Annotated in this window: 19 protein-coding genes; 17 read left to right on the top strand and 2 right to left on the bottom strand. The window is 40.1% G+C overall.

From position 1 onward, the window contains the following. Window positions 1–91: 91 nt before the first annotated feature. The 11 genes from hemE (at window position 92) to ACO1D1_RS17205 (ending at window position 12,973) form a co-directional block, all read left to right on the top strand. Window positions 92–1,138 (top strand): uroporphyrinogen decarboxylase, encoded by a 1,047-nt coding sequence (hemE, locus tag ACO1D1_RS17255; RefSeq protein ID WP_149869232.1) that lies wholly within the window; start codon window positions 92–94, stop codon window positions 1,136–1,138. Between the two features lie 137 nt (window positions 1,139–1,275). Then, the gene (gene hemH / locus ACO1D1_RS17250; RefSeq protein WP_423336560.1) at window positions 1,276–2,208 is read left to right on the top strand and encodes a ferrochelatase; all 933 of its coding nucleotides are present in this window, start codon (window positions 1,276–1,278) and stop codon (window positions 2,206–2,208) included. A gap of 23 nt (window positions 2,209–2,231) precedes the next feature. Beyond that, a complete protein-coding gene (gene hemY, locus ACO1D1_RS17245; RefSeq protein WP_423336559.1) occupies window positions 2,232–3,677 on the top strand; it encodes a protoporphyrinogen oxidase in 1,446 nt (481 codons plus the stop codon). 220 nt (window positions 3,678–3,897) lie between these two features. Next, the gene (locus tag ACO1D1_RS17240; protein WP_423336558.1) at window positions 3,898–6,063 is read left to right on the top strand and encodes a YhgE/Pip family protein; all 2,166 of its coding nucleotides are present in this window, start codon (window positions 3,898–3,900) and stop codon (window positions 6,061–6,063) included. Between the two features lie 106 nt (window positions 6,064–6,169). Then, entirely contained in the window at window positions 6,170–6,904 is a 735-nt protein-coding gene (locus tag ACO1D1_RS17235; RefSeq protein WP_423336557.1) for an MBL fold metallo-hydrolase, read from the top strand. Between the two features lie 16 nt (window positions 6,905–6,920). Beyond that, window positions 6,921–7,910, top strand: coding sequence for a lipoate--protein ligase (locus tag ACO1D1_RS17230; RefSeq protein ID WP_149869237.1), 990 nt, complete (start codon window positions 6,921–6,923; stop codon window positions 7,908–7,910). Window positions 7,911–8,046: 136 nt separating this feature from the next. Then, window positions 8,047–9,609: a fatty acid--CoA ligase family protein gene (locus tag ACO1D1_RS17225; RefSeq protein ID WP_423336556.1), complete on the top strand. Its 1,563-nt coding sequence runs from the start codon at window positions 8,047–8,049 to the stop codon at window positions 9,607–9,609. An 84-nt stretch (window positions 9,610–9,693) separates the two neighbouring features. Then, complete coding sequence (locus ACO1D1_RS17220; RefSeq protein WP_149869239.1) at window positions 9,694–10,470, top strand: enoyl-CoA hydratase-related protein; 777 nt, start codon at window positions 9,694–9,696, stop codon at window positions 10,468–10,470. A 106-nt stretch (window positions 10,471–10,576) separates the two neighbouring features. Next, window positions 10,577–11,308, top strand: a complete 732-nt coding sequence (locus ACO1D1_RS17215; RefSeq protein ID WP_423336555.1) for an AzlC family ABC transporter permease — start codon at window positions 10,577–10,579, stop codon at window positions 11,306–11,308. Continuing rightward, on the top strand, window positions 11,298–11,606 hold the full coding sequence (locus ACO1D1_RS17210; RefSeq protein WP_423336582.1) for an AzlD domain-containing protein: 309 nt from the start codon (window positions 11,298–11,300) through the stop codon (window positions 11,604–11,606). The genes ACO1D1_RS17215 and ACO1D1_RS17210 overlap by 11 nt, the downstream gene beginning before the upstream one ends. Before the next feature lie 95 nt (window positions 11,607–11,701). After that, window positions 11,702–12,973, top strand: a complete 1,272-nt coding sequence (locus tag ACO1D1_RS17205) for a M48 family metallopeptidase (protein WP_423336554.1) — start codon at window positions 11,702–11,704, stop codon at window positions 12,971–12,973. A 34-nt stretch (window positions 12,974–13,007) separates the two neighbouring features. Here ACO1D1_RS17205 and ACO1D1_RS17200 read toward each other — a convergent pair whose 3' ends face one another. After that, on the bottom strand, window positions 13,008–13,244 hold the full coding sequence (locus ACO1D1_RS17200) for an IDEAL domain-containing protein (RefSeq protein ID WP_149869243.1): 237 nt from the start codon (window positions 13,242–13,244) through the stop codon (window positions 13,008–13,010). 197 nt (window positions 13,245–13,441) lie between these two features. Between ACO1D1_RS17200 and ACO1D1_RS17195 the strand changes: the two genes are divergently transcribed. Continuing rightward, window positions 13,442–14,023 carry a competence protein ComK gene (locus ACO1D1_RS17195; protein ID WP_423336553.1) on the top strand — a complete coding sequence of 194 codons (582 nt, stop codon included), beginning with the start codon at window positions 13,442–13,444 and terminating at the stop codon, window positions 14,021–14,023. A 17-nt stretch (window positions 14,024–14,040) separates the two neighbouring features. Here ACO1D1_RS17195 and ACO1D1_RS17190 read toward each other — a convergent pair whose 3' ends face one another. Then, window positions 14,041–14,406 carry a hypothetical protein gene (locus tag ACO1D1_RS17190; RefSeq protein WP_149869245.1) on the bottom strand — a complete coding sequence of 122 codons (366 nt, stop codon included), beginning with the start codon at window positions 14,404–14,406 and terminating at the stop codon, window positions 14,041–14,043. 272 nt (window positions 14,407–14,678) lie between these two features. Between ACO1D1_RS17190 and ACO1D1_RS17185 the strand changes: the two genes are divergently transcribed. From ACO1D1_RS17185 to addA, 5 genes are all read left to right on the top strand, one after another. Beyond that, a complete protein-coding gene (locus ACO1D1_RS17185) occupies window positions 14,679–15,620 on the top strand; it encodes an LCP family protein (RefSeq protein ID WP_149869246.1) in 942 nt (313 codons plus the stop codon). 45 nt (window positions 15,621–15,665) lie between these two features. Continuing rightward, window positions 15,666–16,331 carry a TVP38/TMEM64 family protein gene (locus ACO1D1_RS17180; protein WP_423336552.1) on the top strand — a complete coding sequence of 222 codons (666 nt, stop codon included), beginning with the start codon at window positions 15,666–15,668 and terminating at the stop codon, window positions 16,329–16,331. Continuing rightward, entirely contained in the window at window positions 16,321–16,875 is a 555-nt protein-coding gene (gene lepB / locus ACO1D1_RS17175; RefSeq protein WP_423336551.1) for a signal peptidase I, read from the top strand. Before ACO1D1_RS17180 ends, lepB begins: the two co-directional genes overlap by 11 nt. A 156-nt stretch (window positions 16,876–17,031) precedes the next feature. Further along, window positions 17,032–20,529, top strand: a complete 3,498-nt coding sequence (addB, locus tag ACO1D1_RS17170; protein WP_423336550.1) for a helicase-exonuclease AddAB subunit AddB — start codon at window positions 17,032–17,034, stop codon at window positions 20,527–20,529. Next, window positions 20,522–24,301: a helicase-exonuclease AddAB subunit AddA gene (addA, locus tag ACO1D1_RS17165; protein WP_423336549.1), complete on the top strand. Its 3,780-nt coding sequence runs from the start codon at window positions 20,522–20,524 to the stop codon at window positions 24,299–24,301. The genes addB and addA overlap by 8 nt, the downstream gene beginning before the upstream one ends. Window positions 24,302–24,330: the final 29 nt, after the last annotated feature.

The raw sequence follows: 24,330 nt of genomic DNA, 5'->3' as shown, positions 1-24,330 counted from the left end.
GACAGTCTATGTAATAAGGAAAGTTTTTAAATTTATCCTAAATATATTAAAATGGAAAACAGACATGTCTTTGAAAGGATGGACTTTATTCATGACAAGAATAATTAACGAAACATTTTTAAAAGCAGCAAGAGGAGAGAAAACAGACCATGTACCTGTATGGTATATGCGCCAAGCAGGACGTTCCCAGCCGGAATACAGAGAGATTAAAGAAAAATATTCCTTATTCGAAATCACGCACCAGCCTGAGCTATGTGCCTATGTTACGCGCTTACCTGTTGAGCAATATAATGTTGACGCAGCCATTTTATATAAAGATATTATGACCCCACTGCCGGCGATGGGTATGAATGTTGAAATAAAAGGTGGAATTGGACCAGTGATTGATAATCCAATCCGTTCCTTAACTGATGTTGAAAAACTAACTGAAATCGATCCCGAAGAGGATGTACCCTATGTTTTAGATACAATCAAATTATTGACAACTGAGCAGTTGAATGTCCCTTTAATCGGTTTTTCCGGTGCACCATTTACACTAGCCAGTTACATGATTGAAGGCGGTCCATCGAAAAACTATAATAAAACAAAGGCGTTCATGTACACAGAGCCAAAGGCATGGTTTGCTTTAATGGAGAAGCTTAGCGATATGGTTATTACATATGTAAAAGCGCAAATCAAGGCGGGGGCTAAGGCAATTCAAATTTTTGATTCATGGGTTGGCGCTTTAAATGTGCAAGATTATCGCCACTTTATTAAACCGGTAATGACTCGCATCTTTACTTCCTTAAGAGAAGAAAATGTGCCTTTAATTATGTTTGGCGTTGGTGCAAGCCATCTTGCCTTGGAATGGAATGACCTGCCGCTGGATGTCGTTGGGTTGGACTGGCGTCTGCCAATCAGCCATGCGAGAGAACTGGGCGTGAATAAGACGGTTCAAGGCAACCTTGACCCGGCGATTTTATTAGCACCTTGGGATGTAATTGAAGAAAGAGCGAAAGCCATTTTAGACCAAGGAATGGCTCAAGACGGCTACATCTTTAATTTAGGTCACGGAGTATTCCCATCGGTTAATCCAGAAACATTGAAAAGATTAACTTCCTTTATTCATGAATATTCGGCATCAAAATTGGGTCGCTAATTAGTTATTATAAGTGTTTAAAGTGGTAAGCGGTCCAATTTTTTGGCACAATAAAACATTATGAAGATTTTAGGGGCAACCAATACTGCCCCTTTTTAAACAGAAAAATGAGTAGACTTAAGTAAGAGGTGCAGCACATGACAAAGAGGAAAATGGGGCTGTTGGTAATGGCCTACGGTACCCCCTATACATTAGACGACTTGGAAGGGTATTATACACATATCCGCCATGGCCGAAAGCCAAGTCCGGAAATGATTGAAGATTTACGAAACCGGTATGAAGCAATTGGAGGGATTTCTCCATTAGCCAAAATCACTCTTGATCAGGCAGAAAAGCTTGAGCAGCATTTAAATCGTATTCAAGATGAAATTGAATTCAAAATGTATTTAGGGTTAAAACATATTGCCCCTTTTATTGAGGATGCTGTTAAAAAAATGCATGAGGACGGAATTGAAGAAGCGGTAAGTATTGTTCTTGCCCCGCACTTTTCCACTTTTAGCGTAAAATCTTATAATGGCAGGGCAGTTGAGGAAGCTGAAAAGCTTGGCGGGCTCAAAATCAGAACGATTAACAGCTGGTACAAGGAACCGAAATTCATCGGATATTGGGCCGATCAAGTTAAACGAGTTTTTCAGGAAATGCCGCAAGATGAGAGGGAAGAGGCGGTTTTAATTGTTTCTGCGCATAGCCTGCCGGAGAAAATTCTCCAATATGACGATCCCTATCCAAGCCAGTTACAAGAAACAGCTGATTTAATAGTCGAACAGGCCGGTATTAAGAATTATGAAATCGGGTGGCAAAGCGCCGGAAATACACCGGAACCTTGGATTGGCCCAGATGTACAGGATCTTACTAGAGAGTTATTTAATGGTCATCATTATAAGGCTTTCGTTTATGCTCCAGTCGGTTTTGTCTGCGACCATTTGGAGGTACTGTTCGATAACGATGTGGAATGTAAAGCTGTTACAGATGAATTAGGGGTTAGCTACTACCGCCCGGAAATGCCAAATTCTAAGGCTGAATTTATCGACTGCTTGTCAAGCGTCATCCTTAAAAGAATAGCGGACTAATTTATACGGAAGAAGGTGCGTCTGTGACCGAAGACAAACAGAAGGTTGTCATTATTGGGGGAGGAATTGCTGGTCTCACGTCAGCATTCTATCTTCAGAAAACAATTCAAGAAATGAATCTGCCAATTGAGCTTCAACTCATTGAAGCATCCCATCGTCTCGGCGGTAAAATGCAAACGGTTGTTAGAGACGGTTTTACCATTGAAAGGGGACCGGATTCATTCTTAGCAAGGAAAACAAGTATTGTCCGACTTGCGAAGGAAGTCGGGATGGACGACAAATTGGTGCCTAATTCCACGGGTAAATCGTATGTTCTTGTTAACGAGAAACTACACTCAATGCCCGGTGGGTCGATCATGGGAGTTCCTACGGAAATAGGGCCATTTATCACAACAGGTCTTTTTTCCGTTCCCGGTAAGTTAAGAGCTGCGGCTGATTTTATTCTACCTCGATCAGAAAGTGGAAAAGACCAATCGTTAGGAAAATTTTTCAGAAGACGGCTAGGTAATGAGGTGGTCGAAAATTTAATTGAGCCATTATTATCCGGCATTTATGCAGGTGATATTGATCAATTAAGTCTCATGTCTACCTTTCCGCAATTTTATGAAGTGGAACAAAAACACCGAAGCCTGATCATGGGCATGAAAAAAGCCACGCCATCCCAACCAAGACAGCCTGAAAGTAAGGATAAGAAAAAAGGTGGTTTCTTAACTTTTAAAACAGGTCTGCAATCCTTTGCTGAAGCGATTGAAGCAAAACTAGACCCTTGTTTTATTTTAAAAGGTCATCGGGTGGATAAAATAACGAGGTCTGGAAAAATGTATGAAATTTATCTTAATAATAAGGAAACGATTAAAGCTGATTGTATTATTGCTGCTACCCCTCACATGGTAACGCAAACGATGTTCTCCGACTACAGCTTTTTTGATCCTTTTAAATCTGTTCCATCGACATCTGTTGCTACTGTCGCACTAGCCTTTCCAAAGGATGCGATTAAAAATGATATTGATGGAACAGGATTTGTTGTTTCAAGAAATTGTGATTGTTCGATTACTGCCTGTACTTGGACCCATAAAAAATGGGAGCATTCAACGCCCGAAGGAAAAGTACTTCTCCAATGTTATGTTGGCAGAGCAGGGGATGAAACGATAGTAGACCTGTCAGATGATCAAATCACAAAAATAGTCCTCGATGATTTGAAAAAGACTATGGATATTACGATGAATCCTGATTTTGCGATTGTATCAAGGTGGAAGAATTCTATGCCGCAATACACTGTAGGGCATAAGCAACGTCTGGAGACGATCCTTGAGCATGTGAAATCTGAATTGCCAGGGGTATTTTTGGCAGGTGCATCGTACGGCGGTGTTGGGGTCCCAGATTGTATTGACCAGGGTGAGGCTGCTGTCAAGAACGTATTGGATTACTTAAAAGTGAAGTGTACGTCAAAAGAAGCTGTTCAAATATAACAGCTTCTTTTTTTTTATTTTCTGCTACTTGCCAACAAGGAAAAATGGATGTATACTCTTAAAGTATTAACTGACTGAAATGCCCATTTGGTCATTCGCGAGCGATTCATGGTTAGATTGTAGTTTTTGATTAGGATTATCTTAGAAGATAGTCTTTATTTTTAAAAACAAAGTGACTGAATGAACAAATTGGTCAATATTACAAAAGGAGGCATCGAGGATGAAAAACATCTTGTTGAAGGAAGAACTTTTAACGATTTTTAAAAATAAAAAAGTATTAATACCGATTATCGCGGTCATGTTTGTCCCTGTCTTGTATGCCGGAATGTTTTTATGGGCGTTCTGGGATCCATATGACAAGCTTGACGAGCTGCCGGTTGCCGTTGTAAATGAAGATGCGGGTGCAACACTTGATGGAAATCACCTGAAGCTTGGTGATGACTTAGTGTCTAAACTAAAGAAAAGCAAGGATTTTGGATTTGAATTTGTTGATAAGAATGAAGGGTATAAAAATTTAAAAGACCAAAAATATTATATGGTCATAGAAATTCCGAAAGATTTTTCCAAAAATGCAACTACATTGATGGATGAAAATCCGAAAAAACTGGAACTGATTTATACACCAAACGAAAGCTTTAACTTCCTTTCGGCGCAAATCGGCGGGACAGCAGCTGAGAAAATCAAAACAGCTGTTGCTGAAAAGGTAACCGAGACTTATGCCGAAACGATGTTTAGTAAGATTACTGAGCTTGCAGATGGTGTGGTGAAGGCGAGTAATGGTGCAGGACAGTTAAAAGATGGTTCCGTTGACTTAAATAAAGGCTCTGAAGATTTAAATACGGGTCTTGCCACCCTTGCTGAAAAATCGATTGAATTCAACAATGGGATGAAATCAGCGGATTCAGGTTCAAAAGAATTAGCAGCTGGTTCAACAGAACTTAAAAATGGGTTAGCAAAAGTGGATGCCAATCTTCCGTTGCTGATTGCCGGAACAAATGAGGCATTAGCCGGTGCAGAGCAATTAAAAGGCCAACTTCCTGCAGGGATTGCGGCAGGAATAGAAGAACAATTGACTGGAAGTGTTGGAGACCTAAACAGTGGAATTGACCAGTTTAAGTCGCAATTATCAAGTATGTTAGCAGCACAGATTGCAGAGCAAACAATAACAGAGCAAAACAATAAAATGCAAACATTAGCTCAAACATTAATTGAGAACAAAGTGGATCCCGCACTTGTCCAAGGAATTATGGCAAATGAGCAGAAAAATGCACCAACGAAGGAGGTTCTGCAGCAGCAAATTTCAGCAGCACTAAATCCTAAGCTTGATGCCGGTTTTAATCAATTCAAAACAGGGGTTAATGAAAAATTAGCCGGTGCATCAAATGGTCTGGAAGAGAAAATTCAAGCCCAGACAAACCCATATTTTGATAAATTAATTGCGGGGATCGGCAAAATTAATGGGGGTCAGCAGGAATTGCAAAAAGGGATCCATGATTTATATACTGGTTCAGGGAAGTTAAATACGGGAACCAAAACACTTTCTGCCGGAATGAGTCAATTAACAGGAGGCGCTTCAGCTATTACATCTGGTGCCGGGCAATTGGCTGAGGGTTCCGGACAGCTAAAAGACGGAACAGCCAAACTTTCTGATGGCGCGGGCGAATTAGCTGATAAGCTTGCTGAGGGAGCTAAAGAAGCCACAAAGGTACATTCTGATGATAAAACCTATAACATGATGGCAGACCCGGTTAAACTGGATAATGAAAAAATTAATCATGTACCAAACTATGGAACAGGATTTGCACCATACTTTCTATCATTAGGATTATTTGTCGGTGCACTATTGTTATCAATCGTCTTCCCGCTTCGCGATACGGCGGTTGCTCCATCCAGCGGATTTAACTGGTTTGCAAGCAAATTTGCCATTATGGCGGCTGTTGGTATTTTCCAAGCGTTACTTGCTGACATTATTCTTCTGGCAGGATTAGGCCTGGAGGTCCAAAGTTTACCAAAATTTATCTTATTCTCGATTATTACAAGTTTAACGTTTATCGCTTTAATTCAACTTCTTGTGTCCGTATTCGCTGATGCAGGGCGTTTCTTGGCAATTGTCATTCTAATTTTCCAATTAACAACAAGTGCCGGAACCTTCCCGCTTGAATTAATACCAAACTTCTTACAGCATTTCAATGCATTTCTGCCGATGACATATTCGGTTCAAGGCTTTAAGGCTGTGATTTCAAGCGGCGACTTTAGCTTCATGTGGCAAAATGTCATGATTCTTTTAGGTTTCCTAGCCGCCTTTGCCATTAGTACCATCGCTTATTTTACAATGAGGCATAATCATAATTCTCCACGTCAAAATAGCAATTTAGTAAGTGAATAAAATTCTAACCAACCGTTCTGATTTCGGTTGGTTTTTTTCTATATGAAAAGAAAGCGATTTTTGCGTATATTAAAGATAGTAATTTTAGAATAGGAGGAATTAACACATGAAATTGACAGTTATCGGCTTTTGGGGCGGCTATCCAAAACAGAACGGGGCAAGCGCGGGATATTTGCTGGAACATAATGGTTTTCAATTATTAATCGATTGTGGCAGCGGGGTTCTTTCTAAACTACAAAATATTATTCAACCTGAAGAACTGGATGCGGTCATCATTTCGCACTATCATCCTGACCATATCGCAGATCTTGGTGTCCTGCAGCATGCAAGACTCATTCAAGGATTTTTAGGCAAGGAATTTCAGACATTGCCGCTATATGGCCATGAATTCGATCGCGAGGAATTTACGAAACTAACTTATAAAAATATTACAAAAGGAGTCGCATATGATCCCAATAGCACGCTTGAGGTAGGTCCGTTCCAGATTTCATTTTTAAAAACAAACCACCCGGTTCCATGCTATGCCATGAGAGTGGAGGCTGATGGCAAGGTGATTGTCTACACCGCCGACAGCTCATTTAAACAAGAGTTTATCGAGTTTAGCCAAAACGCAGATATTTTGTTATGCGAGTGTAATTTTTACGGGCATCAAAACGGCAAGTCCGCGGGGCATATGAACAGCGTGGATGCTGGTCAAATTGCTCAAAAAGCAGCCGTAAAACAATTAATCCTCACCCACTTGCCCCATTATGGGAACGTAACGGATTTAATTACTGAGGCATCAAGAGAGTTTACTGGTATAATAAAATTGGCAGACGAATTTCAATCTATAACATTATAAGAAGGGGCAGAATACTATGTTATTTATCGATAATAAGGGAATCACCGATCCACGGATAAACTTGGCGATTGAAGAGTATGCGTTGAAAAATCTTGATATTAATGAGACCTATTTATTATTTTACATAAATGAACCCTCCATCATTATTGGGAAAAACCAAAATACGATTGAGGAAATAAATACAGAATATGTGGAGGGGAACGGGATTCACGTTGTCCGCAGATTATCTGGCGGGGGAGCGGTTTACCATGATCTTGGTAATTTAAACTTTAGCTTTATTACAAAGGATGATGGTGAAAGCTTTCATAACTTCCGAAAATTCACGGAGCCAGTTGTGGCAGCCCTGAACAAATTAGGGGTAAACGCTGAGCTAAGCGGCAGAAATGACCTGGAAGTTGAGGGCAGAAAGATTTCCGGAAATGCCCAGTTTTCCACAAAAGGAAGAATGTTCAGCCACGGCACCCTTCTTTTTGATTCAGAAATGGATCATGTTGTATCTGCATTGAAGGTTAAGAAGGATAAAATTGAATCAAAAGGGATTAAATCGGTTCGCGGCCGAGTTGCGAATATTTCTGAGTTTCTGGAAGAAAAGCTTGATATTCAAGAATTCCGTTCTCTGATTTTAACATCCATTTTCGAAGGCCAAGAGGAGATTCCGGAATATGTATTGACTGAAGAAGATTGGGAAAACATTCACCAGCTTTCAAAAGAACGCTACCAAAACTGGGAATGGAACTATGGAAGATCACCTAAGTTTAATTTGCATCACTCCCACCGCTTTCCAGTCGGTTCTATTGATGTCCGCTTAGAGGTAAACAAAGGAATCCTGGAAAACTGTAAAATTTATGGCGACTTTTTTGGTGTAGGCGATGTAAGTGATATAGAAAACAGGCTAAAAGGCATTCGCTATGAAAAAGATGAAATTGAAAAGGCACTTTCAGATGTGAATACTACTCATTATTTTGGAAATGTTTCAGCAGCTGAATTTATTAACTTAATTTATTAAACAAACTTACGTGGTGATAAAAATCACCGCGTTTTTGTTTAATCCACTTGAATACTTAACTTTCTAGCAATATAATATATTTAGAATATTTCCATTAATAAATGAATGATTATTCATTCATAAAAGGAGGGAAACGATGAATCTTTCTGCACAGTTTCATAAAACAGCAAAGATTTTTGCCGAAAAACCGGCGTATTATTTTATGGGCCAGGCAAGTACCTACGCCGAATTAGATGGGGCCATAACAAAGTTTGCTTCAGGGTTAGAAAAATTGGGAGTCAGGAGAGGGGATCACGTCGCCTTATTGCTCGGGAACTCACCACACTTTGTCATCAGTCTTTATGGGGCATTACGGTTAGGGGCAACCGTCATTCCTATTAATCCGATTTACACGGCCGATGAAATTAGCTACATCTTAAATAACGGCGATGTGAAAGCGGTTGTTGCACTTGACTTAGCAGTTCCGTTAGTGGAAAAAATGCATGCCTTTTTGCCCAAAATTGAACATTACGTATTTTGTGAAACGAAGCCAGATAGCTTAGCACCTTTTGAAATGGAAAACCTTTCTCTTTACTCAAAAATGAAATCGTTTTCAGAAGTAGTCGCTTCTGGGGAAATAACCTTCCGGGGTCCCGAACTCGAGGACGATGATACAGCCATTATTCTTTATACCTCCGGAACAACCGGAAAACCAAAGGGAGCCATGTTAACTCATAGGAATTTGTTTAGCAATGCCAAAGATGTTGGCGACTACTTGAAAATGCATAACGACGACAGGGTGGTAACTGTTCTTCCAATGTTTCATGTTTTCTGTTTAACCGTTGCTTTAAACGCACCGTTACTTAGCGGGGCTACTTTGTTGATTGCACCGAAATTTAGTCCAAAGGAAATCTTTGCGTTAATAAAAGACCACGGTGCTACCGTTTTTGCAGGCGTTCCAACGATGTATAATTTTCTTTATCAATATCCGGAAGGAAATCCAGAGAACCTGAAATCATTACGGCTTTGTATTTCCGGCGGTGCATCGCTCCCTGTTGCCCTCTTAAAGAACTTTGAGCAGAAATTTAATGTGTTGGTTTCTGAGGGGTATGGATTGTCGGAAGCATCTCCCGTCACCTGCTTTAACCCGCTGGATAGGCCGCGCAAACCCGGTTCCATTGGTACATCGATTTTGCATGTGAAAAACAAGGTAGTGGATGAACTGGGTGAAGAGGTTCCTGTCGGCGGAGTTGGTGAATTGGTTGTCCATGGACCAAATGTGATGAAGGGCTATTATAAAATGCCGGAAGAAACGGCAGCAGCTATTCGTAACGGCTGGCTTTATACAGGAGACATGGCAAGAATGGATGAAGACGGTTATATATTTATTGTTGACCGGAAAAAGGATTTAATCATCGTTGGCGGCTTCAATGTTTATCCACGGGAGGTTGAAGAAGTGATCTATAATCATCCGGAGGTTGTTGAGGTGGCAGTGGTTGGTGTTCCAGATCCTGATCAAGGCGAGGCGGTAAATGCCTATGTTGTGAGTAAGAACCCAGAGCTTACAGCAGAACAAGTGCGGAGCTATTGTATAGAGCACCTAGCCAAATATAAAGTTCCTACAACCATTGAGTTCCTTGTAGAACTGCCAAAAAATACAACTGGAAAAATATTGAGACGTGCACTTAAAACACAGGTTACACAGGCAGCTGCAAGGTAAGCATATTTTTCTTTTAATTTTTTCTTGTGAAAGGCAGGCATTTAGCCTGCCTTTTTCGAATTTCTACAGAAAGGGGTGGAAAAAATGGAGCAAATAGTACTTGCGGTGAACAACCATATTGCGATTGTTACGATTAATCGTGCGGAAGCGCTCAACGCTTTTAATTATGAGACATTGCTTGAATTGCAAAGTAAGGTAGAAGAAATTCGAATTAATTCTCGAATCAGGGCTGTCATTTTTATCGGTGCAGGGGAGAAGGCATTTAGTGTGGGTGCCGACTTAAAAGAACGAAAAAACCTAACCGATGAGCAAGTGAAACGAAATTTATTTAAAATCAATGAGGTTTTTAATGCCATTGACCAGCTCCCGCAGCCAACGATTGCTGCTATAAACGGCTTTGCCTTTGGCGGTGGCATGGAGCTTGCCTTGGCTTGCGATTTTCGGATTGCAGCAAGGGAAGCAGTAATGGGACTGACCGAAACAGGCCTTGCGATTATTCCGGGTGCAGGCGGGACACAGCGGCTGCCAAGACTTATTGGACAGGCAAAGGCGCTGGAGCTCATCCTGACAGCACGCAGGCTGACAGCAGACGAGGCACTCCATTATGGACTTCTGACAAGGGTAATTCCTCGAAATGATGTATTGGATGAATGCTTAAACCTTTGTGTGCTGCTGCTCGCAAATGGACCGGTTGCCTTACAGCAAGCAAAATTTGCAATTAAGAATGGGATGAATACCGATTTAAGCACAGGGCTGCAGATTGAACGTAAGGCTTATGAAGTGACACTTCCGACTGAAGACCGCATTGAAGCATTGAAGGCTTTTGCTGAGAAAAGAAAACCTGTTTTTAAAGGGAAATGAAGTTCATATAAACACGGCGATAAGGCCGTGTTTTTTTATTCCACTCTGACTGAAAATTTGCTAAAATCTAATTTTATATGAGTACTTGCAACAAGGGGGAAGAAAGTTGGCAGATTTGGCAATTGATAGAGAATCATCTGAATTTAAAAAGGGAATCCATGCGGGAATCAGCATCGGGATTGGATATTTTCCGATTGCACTGACATTTGGTCTACTTGCAAAAACTTCGGGTCTGTCTATTTATGAAACAGTGTTCATGAGTATCATTGTATTTGCCGGGGCATCACAATATATTTCATTAAGTCTTATTGCCTATGGAACAGGAATTTTAGAAATCATATTAACAACATTTATCGTTAATATTAGACATTTTCTTATGAGTGCAACGCTAAATGAAAAAAGTGAAGAGGACCATTTGTTCAACAAAATTTTTTATTCCTTCGGTATAACAGATGAGACCTTCTCAGTTGCGGCAACAAGGGAAGGGAAAGTGTCAACGGGATTTATGCTCGGTCTAAATTCAGTCGCTTATGTAAGCTGGGTTGTTTGGTCAGGAATCGGACATCTAATTGGGGCAAGTCTGCCGCAAACCTTACAAGAGAGCATGGGGGTTGCCCTTTATGCGATGTTTATTGGGCTCTTGGTTCCCTCAATGAAAAAAAGCGTAAAGGTTATCTTTTTGGCCGTCCTAGGTGCGGTCTTCAATTCTATTTTTACACTTGGAAATATAATGGCACAGGGGTGGTCAATTGTAACAGCCACACTATTATCAGCTATTATTATCGAAATTGCGGAAGTGATGAAAACGAGAAATCGGGGTGAACATGATGAGGAGTGAAATGGTTTGGATGATAATTGGAATGGGAATGGTAACTTTTATTCCACGGATGCTTCCTTTTGTCCTTTTTAAAGGGAAGGAGCTGCCGCCATTTATTCAAGGTGTATTAAAAAATGTTCCATACGCCACCCTTGGAGCGTTGATATTTCCAGCTGTCTTCTTTATTCAAAAGAATGATATTTGGTATGGTGTCCTCGGTGCTGCTGCTGCCTTTATCGCTGCCTATTTAGGTGCAAATGTCATTGTGGTTGTCCTCGGTTCAATCGCGATCCTCGCACTATACTCTTTTCTCTTGTGAGTCAGTCCCAGTACTGGCTTATTTTTATGTTCTAAAATAACTTTTTTTAACTAAACTAAGTATAGGAGAGGCTGTACACAAAGGGGGACAAAATCATGGTAAGAAAAATGGGGGTCTATGCGGTTTTGGCCTTTTGTTTATATGGGTTGTTTTTTTATTGGTATTTATTTCATTTTGCCAATACAGCATTACCATTTGAATTTCAAGGATCAAAAGCGGACCCGGCTACTTTTCTAAATGGTCGAGAGTTAAGCTTAAGTGAGGAATATTCAAAAGTTAGAAACCTATTGTTTTTCTTATCAACGCCGTTCGAATGGCTATTCTATTTTCTCATTTTGTTATTTGGGTTTTCAAAGGCGTTTAAGCGCTGGGCAGACAGCTCTGCGAAGTATAAATTAATGCAAATGCCCATCTATTTAATCTGGTTATCTTTTTTTGCCTTTGTAGCAACGTTTCCACTAAATTATATTAGTTATACTTTGTCAAAAACCTATCATATCTCAACACAATCCTTTGCCTCTTGGATGAAGGATGAGTTAATTGACTTTTGGGTTAATTATGGGACCTGGTTGATTATTGTCCCGGTTTTATACTGGCTGATGAAGAAGAGCCAAAAGCGCTGGTGGCTTTATGGGTGGATGCTGTCGGTTCCGTTTACATTATTTATGATGTTTCTCCAGCCCGTCGTCATTGACCCGCTGTATAATGATTTTTATCCGTTAAAAAATAAAGAATTGGAAACGCAGATTCTTACCCTGGCTGATCGGGCTGATATTCCGGCAAAGCATGTGTTTGAAGTGAACATGGCTGATAAAACCAATGCTTTAAACGCATATGTATCCGGGATTGGCTCAAATGCCAGGATTGTTCTTTGGGATACAACATTAAATAAACTATCGGATAATCAAATTTTATTTATCATGGCCCATGAAATATGTCATTATGTTGAAAAACATATTTATTTCGGAATTGGCGGCTACTTGCTGCTTTCACTACTCGGTCTTTACCTGACCTATAGGTTAATGAATTGGGCAGTAAGGCGCTGGGGAAAGGAATTAAAAATAACAGATGTACGAGATATTCGCTCTCTTCCGTTATTTTTTATGATACTTTCGATGCTCTTGTTTGCAGCAAGTCCATTAACGAATTTGGCTTCCCGCTACCAGGAAACACGTGCTGACAAGTATGCCATCGAAATGACCAAAAATCCTAATGCCGCAATTACTTCTTTTCAAGAATTAACCCGTTCCGGTTTAAGTCAAGTAAATCCGCCATTATTGGTGAAAATTTTCCGCTATACGCATCCGTCTATGCTTGATCGGATTTCAACTTTAGAGGAATATGAAATCAAACATCGTGATCAATAGAGATAAAAAATAAAAACCGCCAACTGGCGGTTTTTCATGTTCCAAATCGTTTGTTAATTTTCTTGAGCTCACTAGATAGAGAGAGGAATGACTTTTTGTCCCGACGGTCAATGGCCACATCAATTTTTCGGAGTAATTTTTCTTTTTCAACTGTTAACTGAATTTCCGACAAGAGCATATCGATGTAAAGATCCTGGACAAAGTTCTCCTTCATGCGATTTTTCTTCATGGCACCAAGTTTCATTAATTCCGTGTATGATTTTTCATTCATGAAAATCACCTCTGATGCTTTTTTTAATTATATGGAGATTTTCAAATAATATCAACAATATATATAATTTTCTGATAATATTTTTCTTGACATAAAATTTGTGACTAATTAAGTAACAATTTTAAAAAACTAATGGAATATATAGATAATGGTGGTAAGATATGGTTGTTTAAATAAAACGAGTAGGAGTGAATCCTTTGGTAGGTATCGAAATTGGAAAATATGTGGTAAACCCTTTTACGTTGTTTATTGAACCAGTGGAATACGACAAGAAACTGTATTCCCGTATTGTTGAGGAAGAAGAAGAATTTATCTCTCCGTTTAATCCTATCCAAAATATTAAACACAGCTGTAGTTACTATGGCTGCGATTATGAAAGCAAAAGGAAGGGGACAAAGCTGTTAATTGACTATTCACGAAAACTTCCAATTGTTATTGAACCAATTAACGGAATCTATGCTTTCTGTACGGCATCACCTTACAATGTTAATTGTTATTGGTTCTTCCTTAACCAAATAAAGGATTATCGTCGTATATCTGCAAAACAAATAGTAGTCATTTTTTACAATGGGTATTCACAAACTTTTCCGATCTCCTACAATTCGTTTCATTCACAATTTGCAAAAGTTCTTACTTTACAAAACAATCTCTTGCAAAGAGTTGAACATAGCAGGAAAAAGATGTTTTATTTAGAAAAAAAACCTGAGTCACCAAAGGCATCAGAAAGTAATGAGTTTTATTCAAAGGATTCAAAGAATTCAAAGGATTCAAAGGAATAGTAAGGTATTTCTAACTGCTAGCGGGATAGGTGTTTTTTTAATAGGTAGGTCTCCATTAATTCCTGGACCTTGTTGCGAATCCTTGGATTAAAGTAATTATGGTTTTCTTCATAGCCTTTATAAATAAACATATACATCGTAAAAGCATCGTCCCGTTTTGTTTCAATGACTTGAAGTTGATTCTTTTTCATATACTGTTTTACCTCAGAGAGTTCCCTCTGTATTTCCTTCATCGTTGCTTCAATTAAATCCAAATATGGTTTTTTTAATTTGAAGGGGCTGTGTTCTACAACATTTAAATCCCGGTTTAAGACGATTAGAACCATCGGTAAATAGATGGCCTTCTCCATAATGTCACGGTCATCCTCAGGAATTCTGGTCATCTGCCCATCTACACCTTTCTAAAAATTAGAACGCATGTTCCTATATATTTTACAAAAAATAAACAATAAATGCAATAGGCCCATTTCAAACTTGAAGGCTCGCCAATCGGCGAGTCTTTCTTATTGCAAAATTCATGCAATATATGAGAAAGTTTTTATTAATAGAAGGATATTTGATAGGGGAAAATGAATTAAATGAGGAAACCTAAATAAAGAAAAATCAGTCAAATATAGTTGAAGATAAAAAACATGGACGAATGGGTGATAAATAAATGAGAGCTGATAGACATCAAACAAAGAAAAAGAGAAGATGGCCGTCCATTTTGCTTGCTTTTTTACTTTTAATTGGTGCAATTGCCGGGTATGCTTATTTTCAATTTAAACAAGGTGTTAACCAATCATTAAAAAAAATAAATAATGATTCGAAAGATGAAAATGTTGTGTATACGTTTGAAGGGCAGAAGGATCAATATGGGGACACAAACGTGCTACTGCTGGGAAGCGATGCGCGAGGTAAGGAAAAGTCTCGATCTGACACCATTATGATTGTCCATTATAACGAAGATAAGGGCACATTTAAGATAACCTCGATTATGAGAGACAGCTATGTCACGATTCCAGGGCACGGCAAGCATAAAATCAATTCAGCATTCGCACTTGGCGGACCGGAATTAATGAGGCAAACAATTAAACAGAATTTCGATCTTGACTTGCAATACTTTGCAATTGCAGATTTCCAAGGCTTTGTCCAGCTAATTGATGAAGCTTTTCCAAAAGGTGTAGAGATTGATGTGGAAAAGAAAATGTCAGAGAATATTGATGTAACATTAGAGCCTGGCCTGCAGAGATTAGATGGTGCACATTTGCTTGGCTATGTTCGCTTCCGTCACGATGCTATTGGTGACTTTGGACGGGTAGAACGCCAGCAAAAGGCTGTAAAAGCTATTAAAGACCAATTGGGAGGGTTTCAAACAATCGCGAAGCTTCCAAAATTAATAGGCGTTGTTTCGCCATACGTTAACACAAATATGGACGCCTCGGACACATTATTTATGGCTAAAGACTTCCTTTCAGATAATAGAGGGACGATTGAAACATTGCGTATACCAATTGAAAACAGTTTTACTGAGCCGCGGATTAAGGGAGAGGGCTCAGTGCTTGATATCGATGTTGAAAAAAATAAAGAGGCACTTCATCAATTTATTACACAATAGGTTTTGTACAAAAATTCAAGGAGCAACTAATTAAAGGAGAATGGGATGGACTTCGACTCACTTAAAGCGTGGTTTACACTAGAACATATAATGAGTCTCATACAAGAATATCGGGCACTTGGACCAGTTCCGGGTATATTGCTAATCGTTCTTGAAGCATTTTTGCCATTTCTCCCGTTAGTTGTGTTCGTAATGGCAAATGCCAGCGCTTTTGGACTTTGGTTAGGATTTATCTATTCTTGGATGGGCGCCTGTACTGGAGCCTTACTTGTTTTTTCGGTAATCAGAAGGTATGGACAAAAACGACTATTATCTTTTTTGCCTAAACACCCGAAGGTACGTAATTTGATGGACTGGGTGGACCGTCATGGGTTCGGTCCCCTTTTCTTAATCCTATGTTTTCCATTTACCCCTTCCGCGGTCGTAAACATTGTTGCTGGCCTGTCAAAAATAAGGTTTGCTCAATATATGCTGGCAGTGTGTATTGGGAAAATGGTGATGATCTTTACAATCAGCTTTATTGGTTATGATCTCCGTTCATTAATAACAAAGCCTTTTCGTACGGTTTTCGTGCTGCTTATTATTTTTATTCTTTGGTATGTAGGGAAAAGAATTGAAGTAAGGATGAATAAGAGCATAGAAACTGACCATAATGGGGAAATAGATAGAAATAAAGAGAAGGAGAAACGGAGGAGCTTCAATGAAAATTGAGTGGAAAAAGGAAGGACTGGAATGGGTTAAAGCATTTGCGATAGGTATTATTATCTTTATTTTTATTCGGACATTTTTCTTTTCTAATTATATTGTTGAAGGCGAATCCATGATGCCTACACTTCAAGACGGAAATAAACTGGTTGTGAATAAGCTAGGAGTTCAAGTCGGAGAATTGACCCGATTTGATGTCATCGTGTTTCATGCAAATGCCAAAGAGGACTTTGTTAAACGGATTATCGGGCTGCCGGGGGATAAAATCGAATACCGGGATGATTTGTTATATATTAATGGTCATAAGTATGAGGAACCGTTTTTAAAAATATATAAGCAAAAGGCACCTGGAATGAAACTTACTGGAGATTTTAGTTTAAAGGAATTATTCGGTGAAAATGTGGTTCCGGAAGGAAAATTATTTGTCCTTGGCGATAATCGGTTGGGAAGCTGGGACAGCCGTCAATTCGGATTCATCGATGCAAGTCAGGTAGTCGGAAAAGTGGATTTACGCTATTGGCCTTTAAATGAAATGGACGTTCATTTTTAAATAGTAAACAATGGGGCGACGCGATTGAAAAAATCGTGTCTTTTTATTTATTTTCCCATTTCAGGAATGAATCCCATTGGTGGAAATACAAACGTTTGTACTCCTTTTGTGGTAGAATGGAAGATATAAAGTTTTATCAGAGAGCGAGGGATACCCTTGGCGGTAAGAATGGTAATTGGACGGTCCGGGAGCGGAAAAACAACGATGTTTCTCGAGGAAATACTTGGAAGTCTCGCGGAATCCCCAGAAGGCACACCCATAATTTATATCGTACCTGAGCAAATGACGTTTTTATCTGAATACCGTTTAGCCGCAAATTCAGAAGTAGGCGGAATGATACGTGCGCAGGTGTTCAGCTTTCCCCGGTTGGCATGGCGAATTCTGCAGGAAACAGGCGGGATTAGCCGTACCCATTTAAGCAGTGTCGGAATGAATATGCTAATTCGTAAGATCATTGACGAGCAGAAAGAGAATTTAAAGATTTTTCAACGTGCGGCTGATAAGAATGGTTTTATTCAGCAGCTGGAACAAATGATTATTGAATTTAAGCGGTACTGTCTTAAACCAGAAGAACTTATTCAAGAATCAGTTAAGTTTGGAGTAGGGAACACGTCTGATGCAAAAGCACTGAATGATAAATTAAAAGATTTAGAATTGATTTATTCAAAATTTGAAGACGAAATCTTTGGCAAATATATTGATTCAGAAGACTATTTCCGCCTGTTAGCAGAGAAAATATCAGTCTCTGCATTCTTAAAAGAGGCAGAAATCTACATCGACGGGTTTTATAGCTTCACTCCGCAAGAGTATCTCGTATTGGCGGAATTAATGAAGCATTGTAAACGTGTTTCTATTGCGATGACCACGGATCGGTTATTTTTAGACTCAGCCCCTGACGAGCTTGACTTGTTCCGGGCCTCTGGTGAAACATGTTACAACGTCTATGATTTAGCCAGAACAAACGGCTGTGTTCTTGAACAGCCTATTATGCTAAAAGAACAAAAAAAATGGAATCAGCCGGCGCTCGCTCATTTAGAGGGCGAATTTGATGCACGGCCAGCCATAGCGTTTCATGGTACGACAGCAATTCAAATCAGCCAGGCAGTCAATCGAAGGGCTGAAATTGAAGGGATTGCAAGGGAAATTCGCGATGTGGTCCGAAAAAAAGGGTACCGCTACCGGGAAGTTGCCCTCTTAATTAGAAATGGCGGGGATTATCATGAAATCGTTGAACCGGTTTTTGACGATTATCAGATTCCTTATTTTATCGACCAGAAAAGGACGATGCTCAATCACCCTCTTATCGAATTGATTCGCTCCAGTCTTGAAGTAATTAACACTTATTGGCGCTATGAACCAGTATTTAGAGCGATAAAAACCGAATTATTATATCCCCTTCAGGAAAATCCAGACAAAATGCGCGAGAAGATGGACAGGCTGGAAAACTATTGTTTAGCTTACGGGATTAGTGGCAGCAAATGGGTGAACAAGGATCGCTGGATTTACCGACGGATAAGAGGGCTGGAATTAACAGGGAATGTCCAAACCGATGCTGAAAAAGCGATGGAACAGGAATTGAATGAATTAAAGCTTATGGTGACTGCGCCAATATTACGTTTGTCAAGGAGATTGAAAAAAGCTGATACAGGACGTAAGCTTTGTGAAGCCGTCTATTTATATTTAGAAGAATTAGATATTCCGGATAAGCTCGAAAAATGGAAAATAGCTGCTGAAGAAAAAGGCAATCTGGTAAGGATGAGGGAACATGAGCAAGTGTGGAATGCAGTTGTTGAACTTCTAGACCAGTATGTTGAAATACTCGGGGAAGAACAGGTCACACTAAAGACATTTTCTGCTATTTTACAGGCCGGCTTCGATTCACTAAATTTCTCGCTTATTCCCCCTGCACTTGATCAGGTTCTAATTGGTGATTTGGAGAAATCAAGGCTGAATGAGATCAAAATTGTTTTCGTAGTTGGTGTCAATGAAGGGGTATTGCCTGCGAAAATTTCTGACGAAGGCATTCTGGCTGACGAAGACAGGGAGTTGCTATTGGCAGCTGGCATCGATGTTGCACCAAGCAGCCGAACACGGCTCTTGGATGAAAATTTTCTTGCCTATAAAGCTTTTACGGCACCATCTGACATGCTTTATGTCAGCTATCCGCTTGCCAATGATGAAGGAAAAGCATTAATTTCTTCGTCATACATTAAGCGGCTTAAGGATATGTTCCCTGAAGCAGGTGAGGGGTATTACGTTACAGACCCTGCCGATGTGGAGGAATCAAGGCAATTAAGTTTTGTGTCAAACTTCACAACAACCTTGTCCTATCTTAACACACAGCTGCAATGGAAAAAGCGGAATTATCCAATTTCTAATCTGTGGTGGGATGTGTATAACTTTTACCTCGGAAGCACTTGGAAAAGCAAGGCGCAAAAAGTGTTGTCAAGCCTTTATTACTCAAACAGTGCCATTCAGCTTTCTAAGGAGGTTGCCGATGAATTATATGGTGAGACAATCCAGGCGAGTGTTTCAAGAATGGAATTATATAATGGCTGTGCCTTTTCTCATTTTGCCCAGCATGGACTGAAGCTTCGTGAACGGCAAATATTTCGATTGGAGGCTCCAGACATTGGCGAATTATTCCACGCTGCTTTAAAGCAGATTGCCGATATTGTCAATGAACAAAATATGTCCTGGTCCGAGTTAACCCGTAAGCAATGTGAAGACCTTTCCAAAGAGGCGATCAAGACATTAGCACCAAGGCTGCAAAACGAAATTTTGCTCAGCTCGGAACGCCATCATTATATTACGCGGAAATTAGAACAAATTATTACCCGTGCATCGCTTGTTTTAAGTGAGCATGCGAAAGTGAGCGGATTTTCACCGATTGGCTTAGAATTAGGGTTTGGCCCTAATGGTGACCTGCCCCCATTAGCCTTTTCATTAAAGAATGGAAAAAGAATGGAATTAGCGGGGCGTATTGACAGGGTCGATCAAGCAAAAGCGGAAGATGACAGTGTCTTTTTGCGGGTAATTGATTATAAATCGAGTGAGAAGGATGTCAATTTAACTGAGGTCTATTATGGTCTTGCCCTGCAAATGCTGACCTATCTTGATATTGTCATTACTCATTCCAATGAATTAGTAGAGATGAAAGCGAGTCCAGCAGGTGTCCTTTATTTCCATGTTCACAATCCATTTATTAATGCAAAAAAAATGTTAACCATAGATGAAATCGAAAAAGAAATGATGAAAAAATTTAAAATGAATGGATTAATGCTTAGTGATCAAAGGGTCATCCAATTAATGGATCAAACGCTGGAATCCGGAGACTCTCAAATTGTAGCGGCAGGGATCAAGAAAGATGGAAACTTATCTAAAAAATCAAAGGTAGCAAGTTTAGAAGAATTTGATCGTTTACGCTATCATGTCCGCGAACTATACCAGAAAACAGGTAATGCCATTATTGAAGGACAAATCGATATCGCCCCATATAAGCTAAAGGACAAGACACCATGTACATTTTGCTCCTTTAAATCGGTATGCCAATTTGATGAATCGATTGAAAGTAATCGTTATCGGATGCTGACACCGCATTCGAAGGAAGATATTTTGGCGTTAATTAGAAAGGAGGCAGAGGAGAATGAGTAATTTCATGATCCCTTCGAAGCCAGAGGGTGTGACCTGGACAGATGATCAGTGGAAAGCAATAGTGGCAAGGAATAAAGATATCCTTGTAGCGGCAGCGGCCGGTTCAGGGAAAACTGCTGTCCTTGTGGAAAGAATCATCCAAAAAATTCTTTCCGTGGATGATCCGCTTAATGTTGATGAATTGTTGGTCGTGACGTTTACCAATGCTTCCGCAGCAGAAATGCGGCATCGAATTGGGGAAGCATTGGAAAAAGCAATTGATCTGGATCCGGGTTCAAGACATTTACGAAAGCAGCTCACCTTATTAAATAAGGCATCGATTTCAACTCTGCATTCCTTTTGTATGGAGGTCATCCGTAAGTATTATTATTTAATTGATATTGACCCGGGTTTTCGGATTGCCGATGAAACGGAGGCACAATTAATAAGAGATGAAGTAATGGATGAATTGTTTGAAGAAGAGTATGGAAAAAAGGATAATCAGGCCTTTTTTACTTTAGTCGATTCGTTCACGAGTGATCGAAGTGATGCTGGATTAATGGAAATTGTGCGCTCAATCTACGATTTTGCCCGTTCAAACCCCCAGCCGGAGCAGTATTTACAATCTATTGTTTCCATGTATGACGTGGCAGATGGAGACAATATAGAAAATCTCCCGTTTACAGAGGCACTTCTTTTCGATATTAAATTGCAATTAGAAGCGGCAAAGGAAATGATCAAGCGAGGGCTTGAAGTAACCAAACTGCCAAATGGCCCGGCGCCGAGAGCCGAAAACTTCTTAGATGATTTGCTAGTCATTGAAACACTTTTATCAGCGCAAAAAGATTCATGGGCGACACTACATCAAGCGATGCAAGCATGGTCATTTTCACGGGCAAAACAGGTTAAGGGAGACCACTATGATAAGGACCTGACTGATAAGGCCCAGAAGCTCCGGGAAAAGGCGAAGAAAAAAATCCAAGATGTAAAAGAAGAGCTCTTTTCCAGGAAACCGGAAAGCTTTTTACGTGATATGAGAGAGATGCTGCCACTTGTCGAAACACTTGCCTATCTGGTAAGAGAATTTTCAAACCGATTTGAAAAAATAAAAAAAGAAAAAAGTCTTGTTGATTATGCCGATTTAGAGCACTACTGTCTCGCAATATTGACAGAAGCCATTTCAGCTGAAGGTGAATTTCTCCCATCAGAAGCAGCACTTGCTTACCGCGGGCATTTTAAAGAAGTTTATTGTGATGAATATCAAGACACAAATATGGTTCAGGAAACGATCTTAAAACTTGTAACAAAAGATGGGGAAGCAAGTGGTAATTTATTCATGGTCGGCGATGTCAAGCAGTCGATTTACCGCTTTCGACTAGCAGAGCCAAATCTCTTCTTAAGTAAATATAACCGCTTTAGGGTGGATGGCATTGATTCTGGCTTAAGAATCGATTTGGCACGGAATTTCAGAAGTAGGAAAGAAGTACTTGATGCCACCAATTATTTATTCAAACAAATCATGGGGATCAAAGTTGGAGAAATAGAATATGATGAGGCGGCGGAATTGCGAAAGGGTGCACCATACCCAGCAGAAGATCCATATCCGGTAGAAGTGCTGCTAATTGATCAAAATGCGGAAGAGGCAGAAGCGGCCGGAGATAAAGAAGCGGAAGGCGAAATAGAAGCGGCTGAATTTGATGCAGCAGAGCTGGAACAATCGCAGCTTGAAGCAAGAGTCATAGCTGGAAAGATTAAAGAATTAGTTGCAGCAGGTGCACCTGTATATAATACAAAAACAAAATCGCAAAGCGCTATTATGTATCGGGATATCGTGATACTCCTCCGCTCGATGACCTGGGCACCGCAAATTATTGAAGAGTTTAAGCAACAAGGAATTCCGATTTATGCGAATTTATCCACTGGATATTTTGAAGCGACAGAGGTATCAATTATGATGTCACTGCTCAGGGTGATTGATAATCCATACCAGGATATCCCTTTAGCTTCGGTGTTACGGTCACCCATCGTCGGATTAAATGAAGAGGATTTATCTAAAATTCGCATTCACAGGAAGCATGGCTCGTTTTGGGAGGCCGTTTCTTCCTTTTGCTTGAGTAAAACAGCCGAAGATACAGAGCCTTTTTATGCTAAAGTCCGCAGTTTTTTTGATTGGTTAACAAGCTGGCGCTCGCTGGCAAGACAAGGAGCGCTTTCAGAATTAATCTGGCAGTTATACAGGGATACTGGGTTTTATGATTTTGTTGGCGGACTGCCTGGAGGCAAACAGCGTCAGGCTAACTTAAGAGCTTTATATGACAGGGCAAGGGCCTATGAACAGACCTCTTTCCGCGGGTTATTTCGCTTTTTGCGATTTATCGAGCGCATGATGGATCGAGGAGATGACCTCGGGGCCGCAAGAGCGCTGAGTGAGCAGGAGGATGTTGTCCGGATTATGACGATTCATAGCAGTAAAGGGCTTGAATTTCCAGTTGTATTTATGGCGGGGATGGCACGGAATTTTAATATGATGGATATCCGAAAGTCCTACATGCTAGATAAAGAATTTGGATTTGCGGCTAAATATGTAAATGCAGAGAAACGTATTTCCTATCCATCCCTCCCGCAAATTGCTTTTAAACGGAAAAAAAGAATGGAAATGCTAGCAGAGGAGATGCGTGTCTTATACGTGGCGATGACGAGGGCGAAAGAAAAGCTCTTTATGACAGCAGCTTTAAAGGATGCGGCGAAAGCAATCGACAAATGGAATGATGTTTCCTCACATACTGAATGGCTGTTAGAGGATTTTGAGCGGGCATCGGCCATGAGCTATATCGACTGGATTGGACCGGCATTGATCCGTCATCAAAACTGCGATGAATTAAGGAATACAAGTGAAAAAGGTAAACGTGTACCGGTGGAAATCACTGAGCATCCGTCTTCTTGGAAAATTAAAGTGAAAAGTGCAGAAGAAATTAAAAAACAGGAAACGAAACTTAACATGCAAGAGGATTATTTTCTGGAAAGAGTTCAAAAGTTTGAGCAAGTCCCGGCAGAATCTTCATTTGCTATGGAAATAAAGGACCGGCTGACATGGGAATATTCCTTCCCCGATGCCACAGTCCATCGTTCAAAGCAATCTGTTTCAGAAATTAAACGCTTCGCAGAAATGACGGATGAGCATAGCGGTACGGAATTAGTTCGAAGATTTAAAAAGTCAATTATAAAACGGCCAAAGTTTATGCAAGAAAAACAGTTGAGCCCTGCCGAACGGGGGACGGCGATGCATATGGTGATGCAGCATGTGGATTTGACAATCCCTGTTAGTGAAGAATCCATTCGGAGGCAATTAGATTGGATGGTTGACAATGAATTGTTAACTCCGGAGCAGTCCGCGGTTATTGACAGTGAATTAATAGTGCAATTTTTCAACTCAAATCTAGGCAGAAGATATTTTCATGCCAAAGCCATTCACAGGGAAATTCCATTCACTCTTTCATTGCCTGCTAGTGAGGTTTACCCAAACTGGAAAGAAGCAGATGAATTTGTATTTGTCCAAGGAATCATTGATTGTATTCTGGAGGATGATCATGGGCTTGTCCTGATTGACTATAAAACAGATGGAATAACAGGAAGGTATAGGGGAGGCTTTCATCAGGCCGCACCAATCCTTGAAGAAAGATACAGGGTGCAGATTAACTTATATACGAAGGCGATCGAACAAATCTGGAAAAGAGATGTCACAGAAAGATATTTATTTTTCTTTGATGGAGCGCACATTTTAAAAGTAGAATAAACATGAAAAAGGACATAAACCCATGGATG

This window comes from Neobacillus sp. 19, from assembly GCF_049463095.1.
Classification (GTDB): domain Bacteria; phylum Bacillota; class Bacilli; order Bacillales; family Cytobacillaceae; genus Neobacillus.
This window is presented reverse-complemented; position numbering and strand designations above follow the sequence as displayed.

Bases quoted from the DNA above. Each gene is read 5' to 3' on its own strand.
- hemE (WP_149869232.1), top strand. From the start codon at position 92: ATGACAAGAATAATTAACGAAACATTTTTAAAAGCAGCAAGAGGAGAG.
- hemH (WP_423336560.1), top strand. From the start codon at position 1,276: ATGACAAAGAGGAAAATGGGGCTGTTGGTAATGGCCTACGGTACCCCC.
- ACO1D1_RS17240 (WP_423336558.1), top strand. From the start codon at position 3,898: ATGAAAAACATCTTGTTGAAGGAAGAACTTTTAACGATTTTTAAAAAT.
- ACO1D1_RS17235 (WP_423336557.1), top strand. From the start codon at position 6,170: ATGAAATTGACAGTTATCGGCTTTTGGGGCGGCTATCCAAAACAGAAC.
- ACO1D1_RS17230 (WP_149869237.1), top strand. From the start codon at position 6,921: ATGTTATTTATCGATAATAAGGGAATCACCGATCCACGGATAAACTTG.
- ACO1D1_RS17225 (WP_423336556.1), top strand. From the start codon at position 8,047: ATGAATCTTTCTGCACAGTTTCATAAAACAGCAAAGATTTTTGCCGAA.
- ACO1D1_RS17220 (WP_149869239.1), top strand. From the start codon at position 9,694: ATGGAGCAAATAGTACTTGCGGTGAACAACCATATTGCGATTGTTACG.
- ACO1D1_RS17210 (WP_423336582.1), top strand. From the start codon at position 11,298: ATGAGGAGTGAAATGGTTTGGATGATAATTGGAATGGGAATGGTAACT.
- ACO1D1_RS17205 (WP_423336554.1), top strand. From the start codon at position 11,702: ATGGTAAGAAAAATGGGGGTCTATGCGGTTTTGGCCTTTTGTTTATAT.
- ACO1D1_RS17200 (WP_149869243.1), bottom strand. From the start codon at position 13,244: ATGAATGAAAAATCATACACGGAATTAATGAAACTTGGTGCCATGAAG.
- ACO1D1_RS17190 (WP_149869245.1), bottom strand. From the start codon at position 14,406: ATGACCAGAATTCCTGAGGATGACCGTGACATTATGGAGAAGGCCATC.
- ACO1D1_RS17185 (WP_149869246.1), top strand. From the start codon at position 14,679: ATGAGAGCTGATAGACATCAAACAAAGAAAAAGAGAAGATGGCCGTCC.
- ACO1D1_RS17180 (WP_423336552.1), top strand. From the start codon at position 15,666: ATGGACTTCGACTCACTTAAAGCGTGGTTTACACTAGAACATATAATG.
- lepB (WP_423336551.1), top strand. From the start codon at position 16,321: ATGAAAATTGAGTGGAAAAAGGAAGGACTGGAATGGGTTAAAGCATTT.
- addA (WP_423336549.1), top strand. From the start codon at position 20,522: ATGAGTAATTTCATGATCCCTTCGAAGCCAGAGGGTGTGACCTGGACA.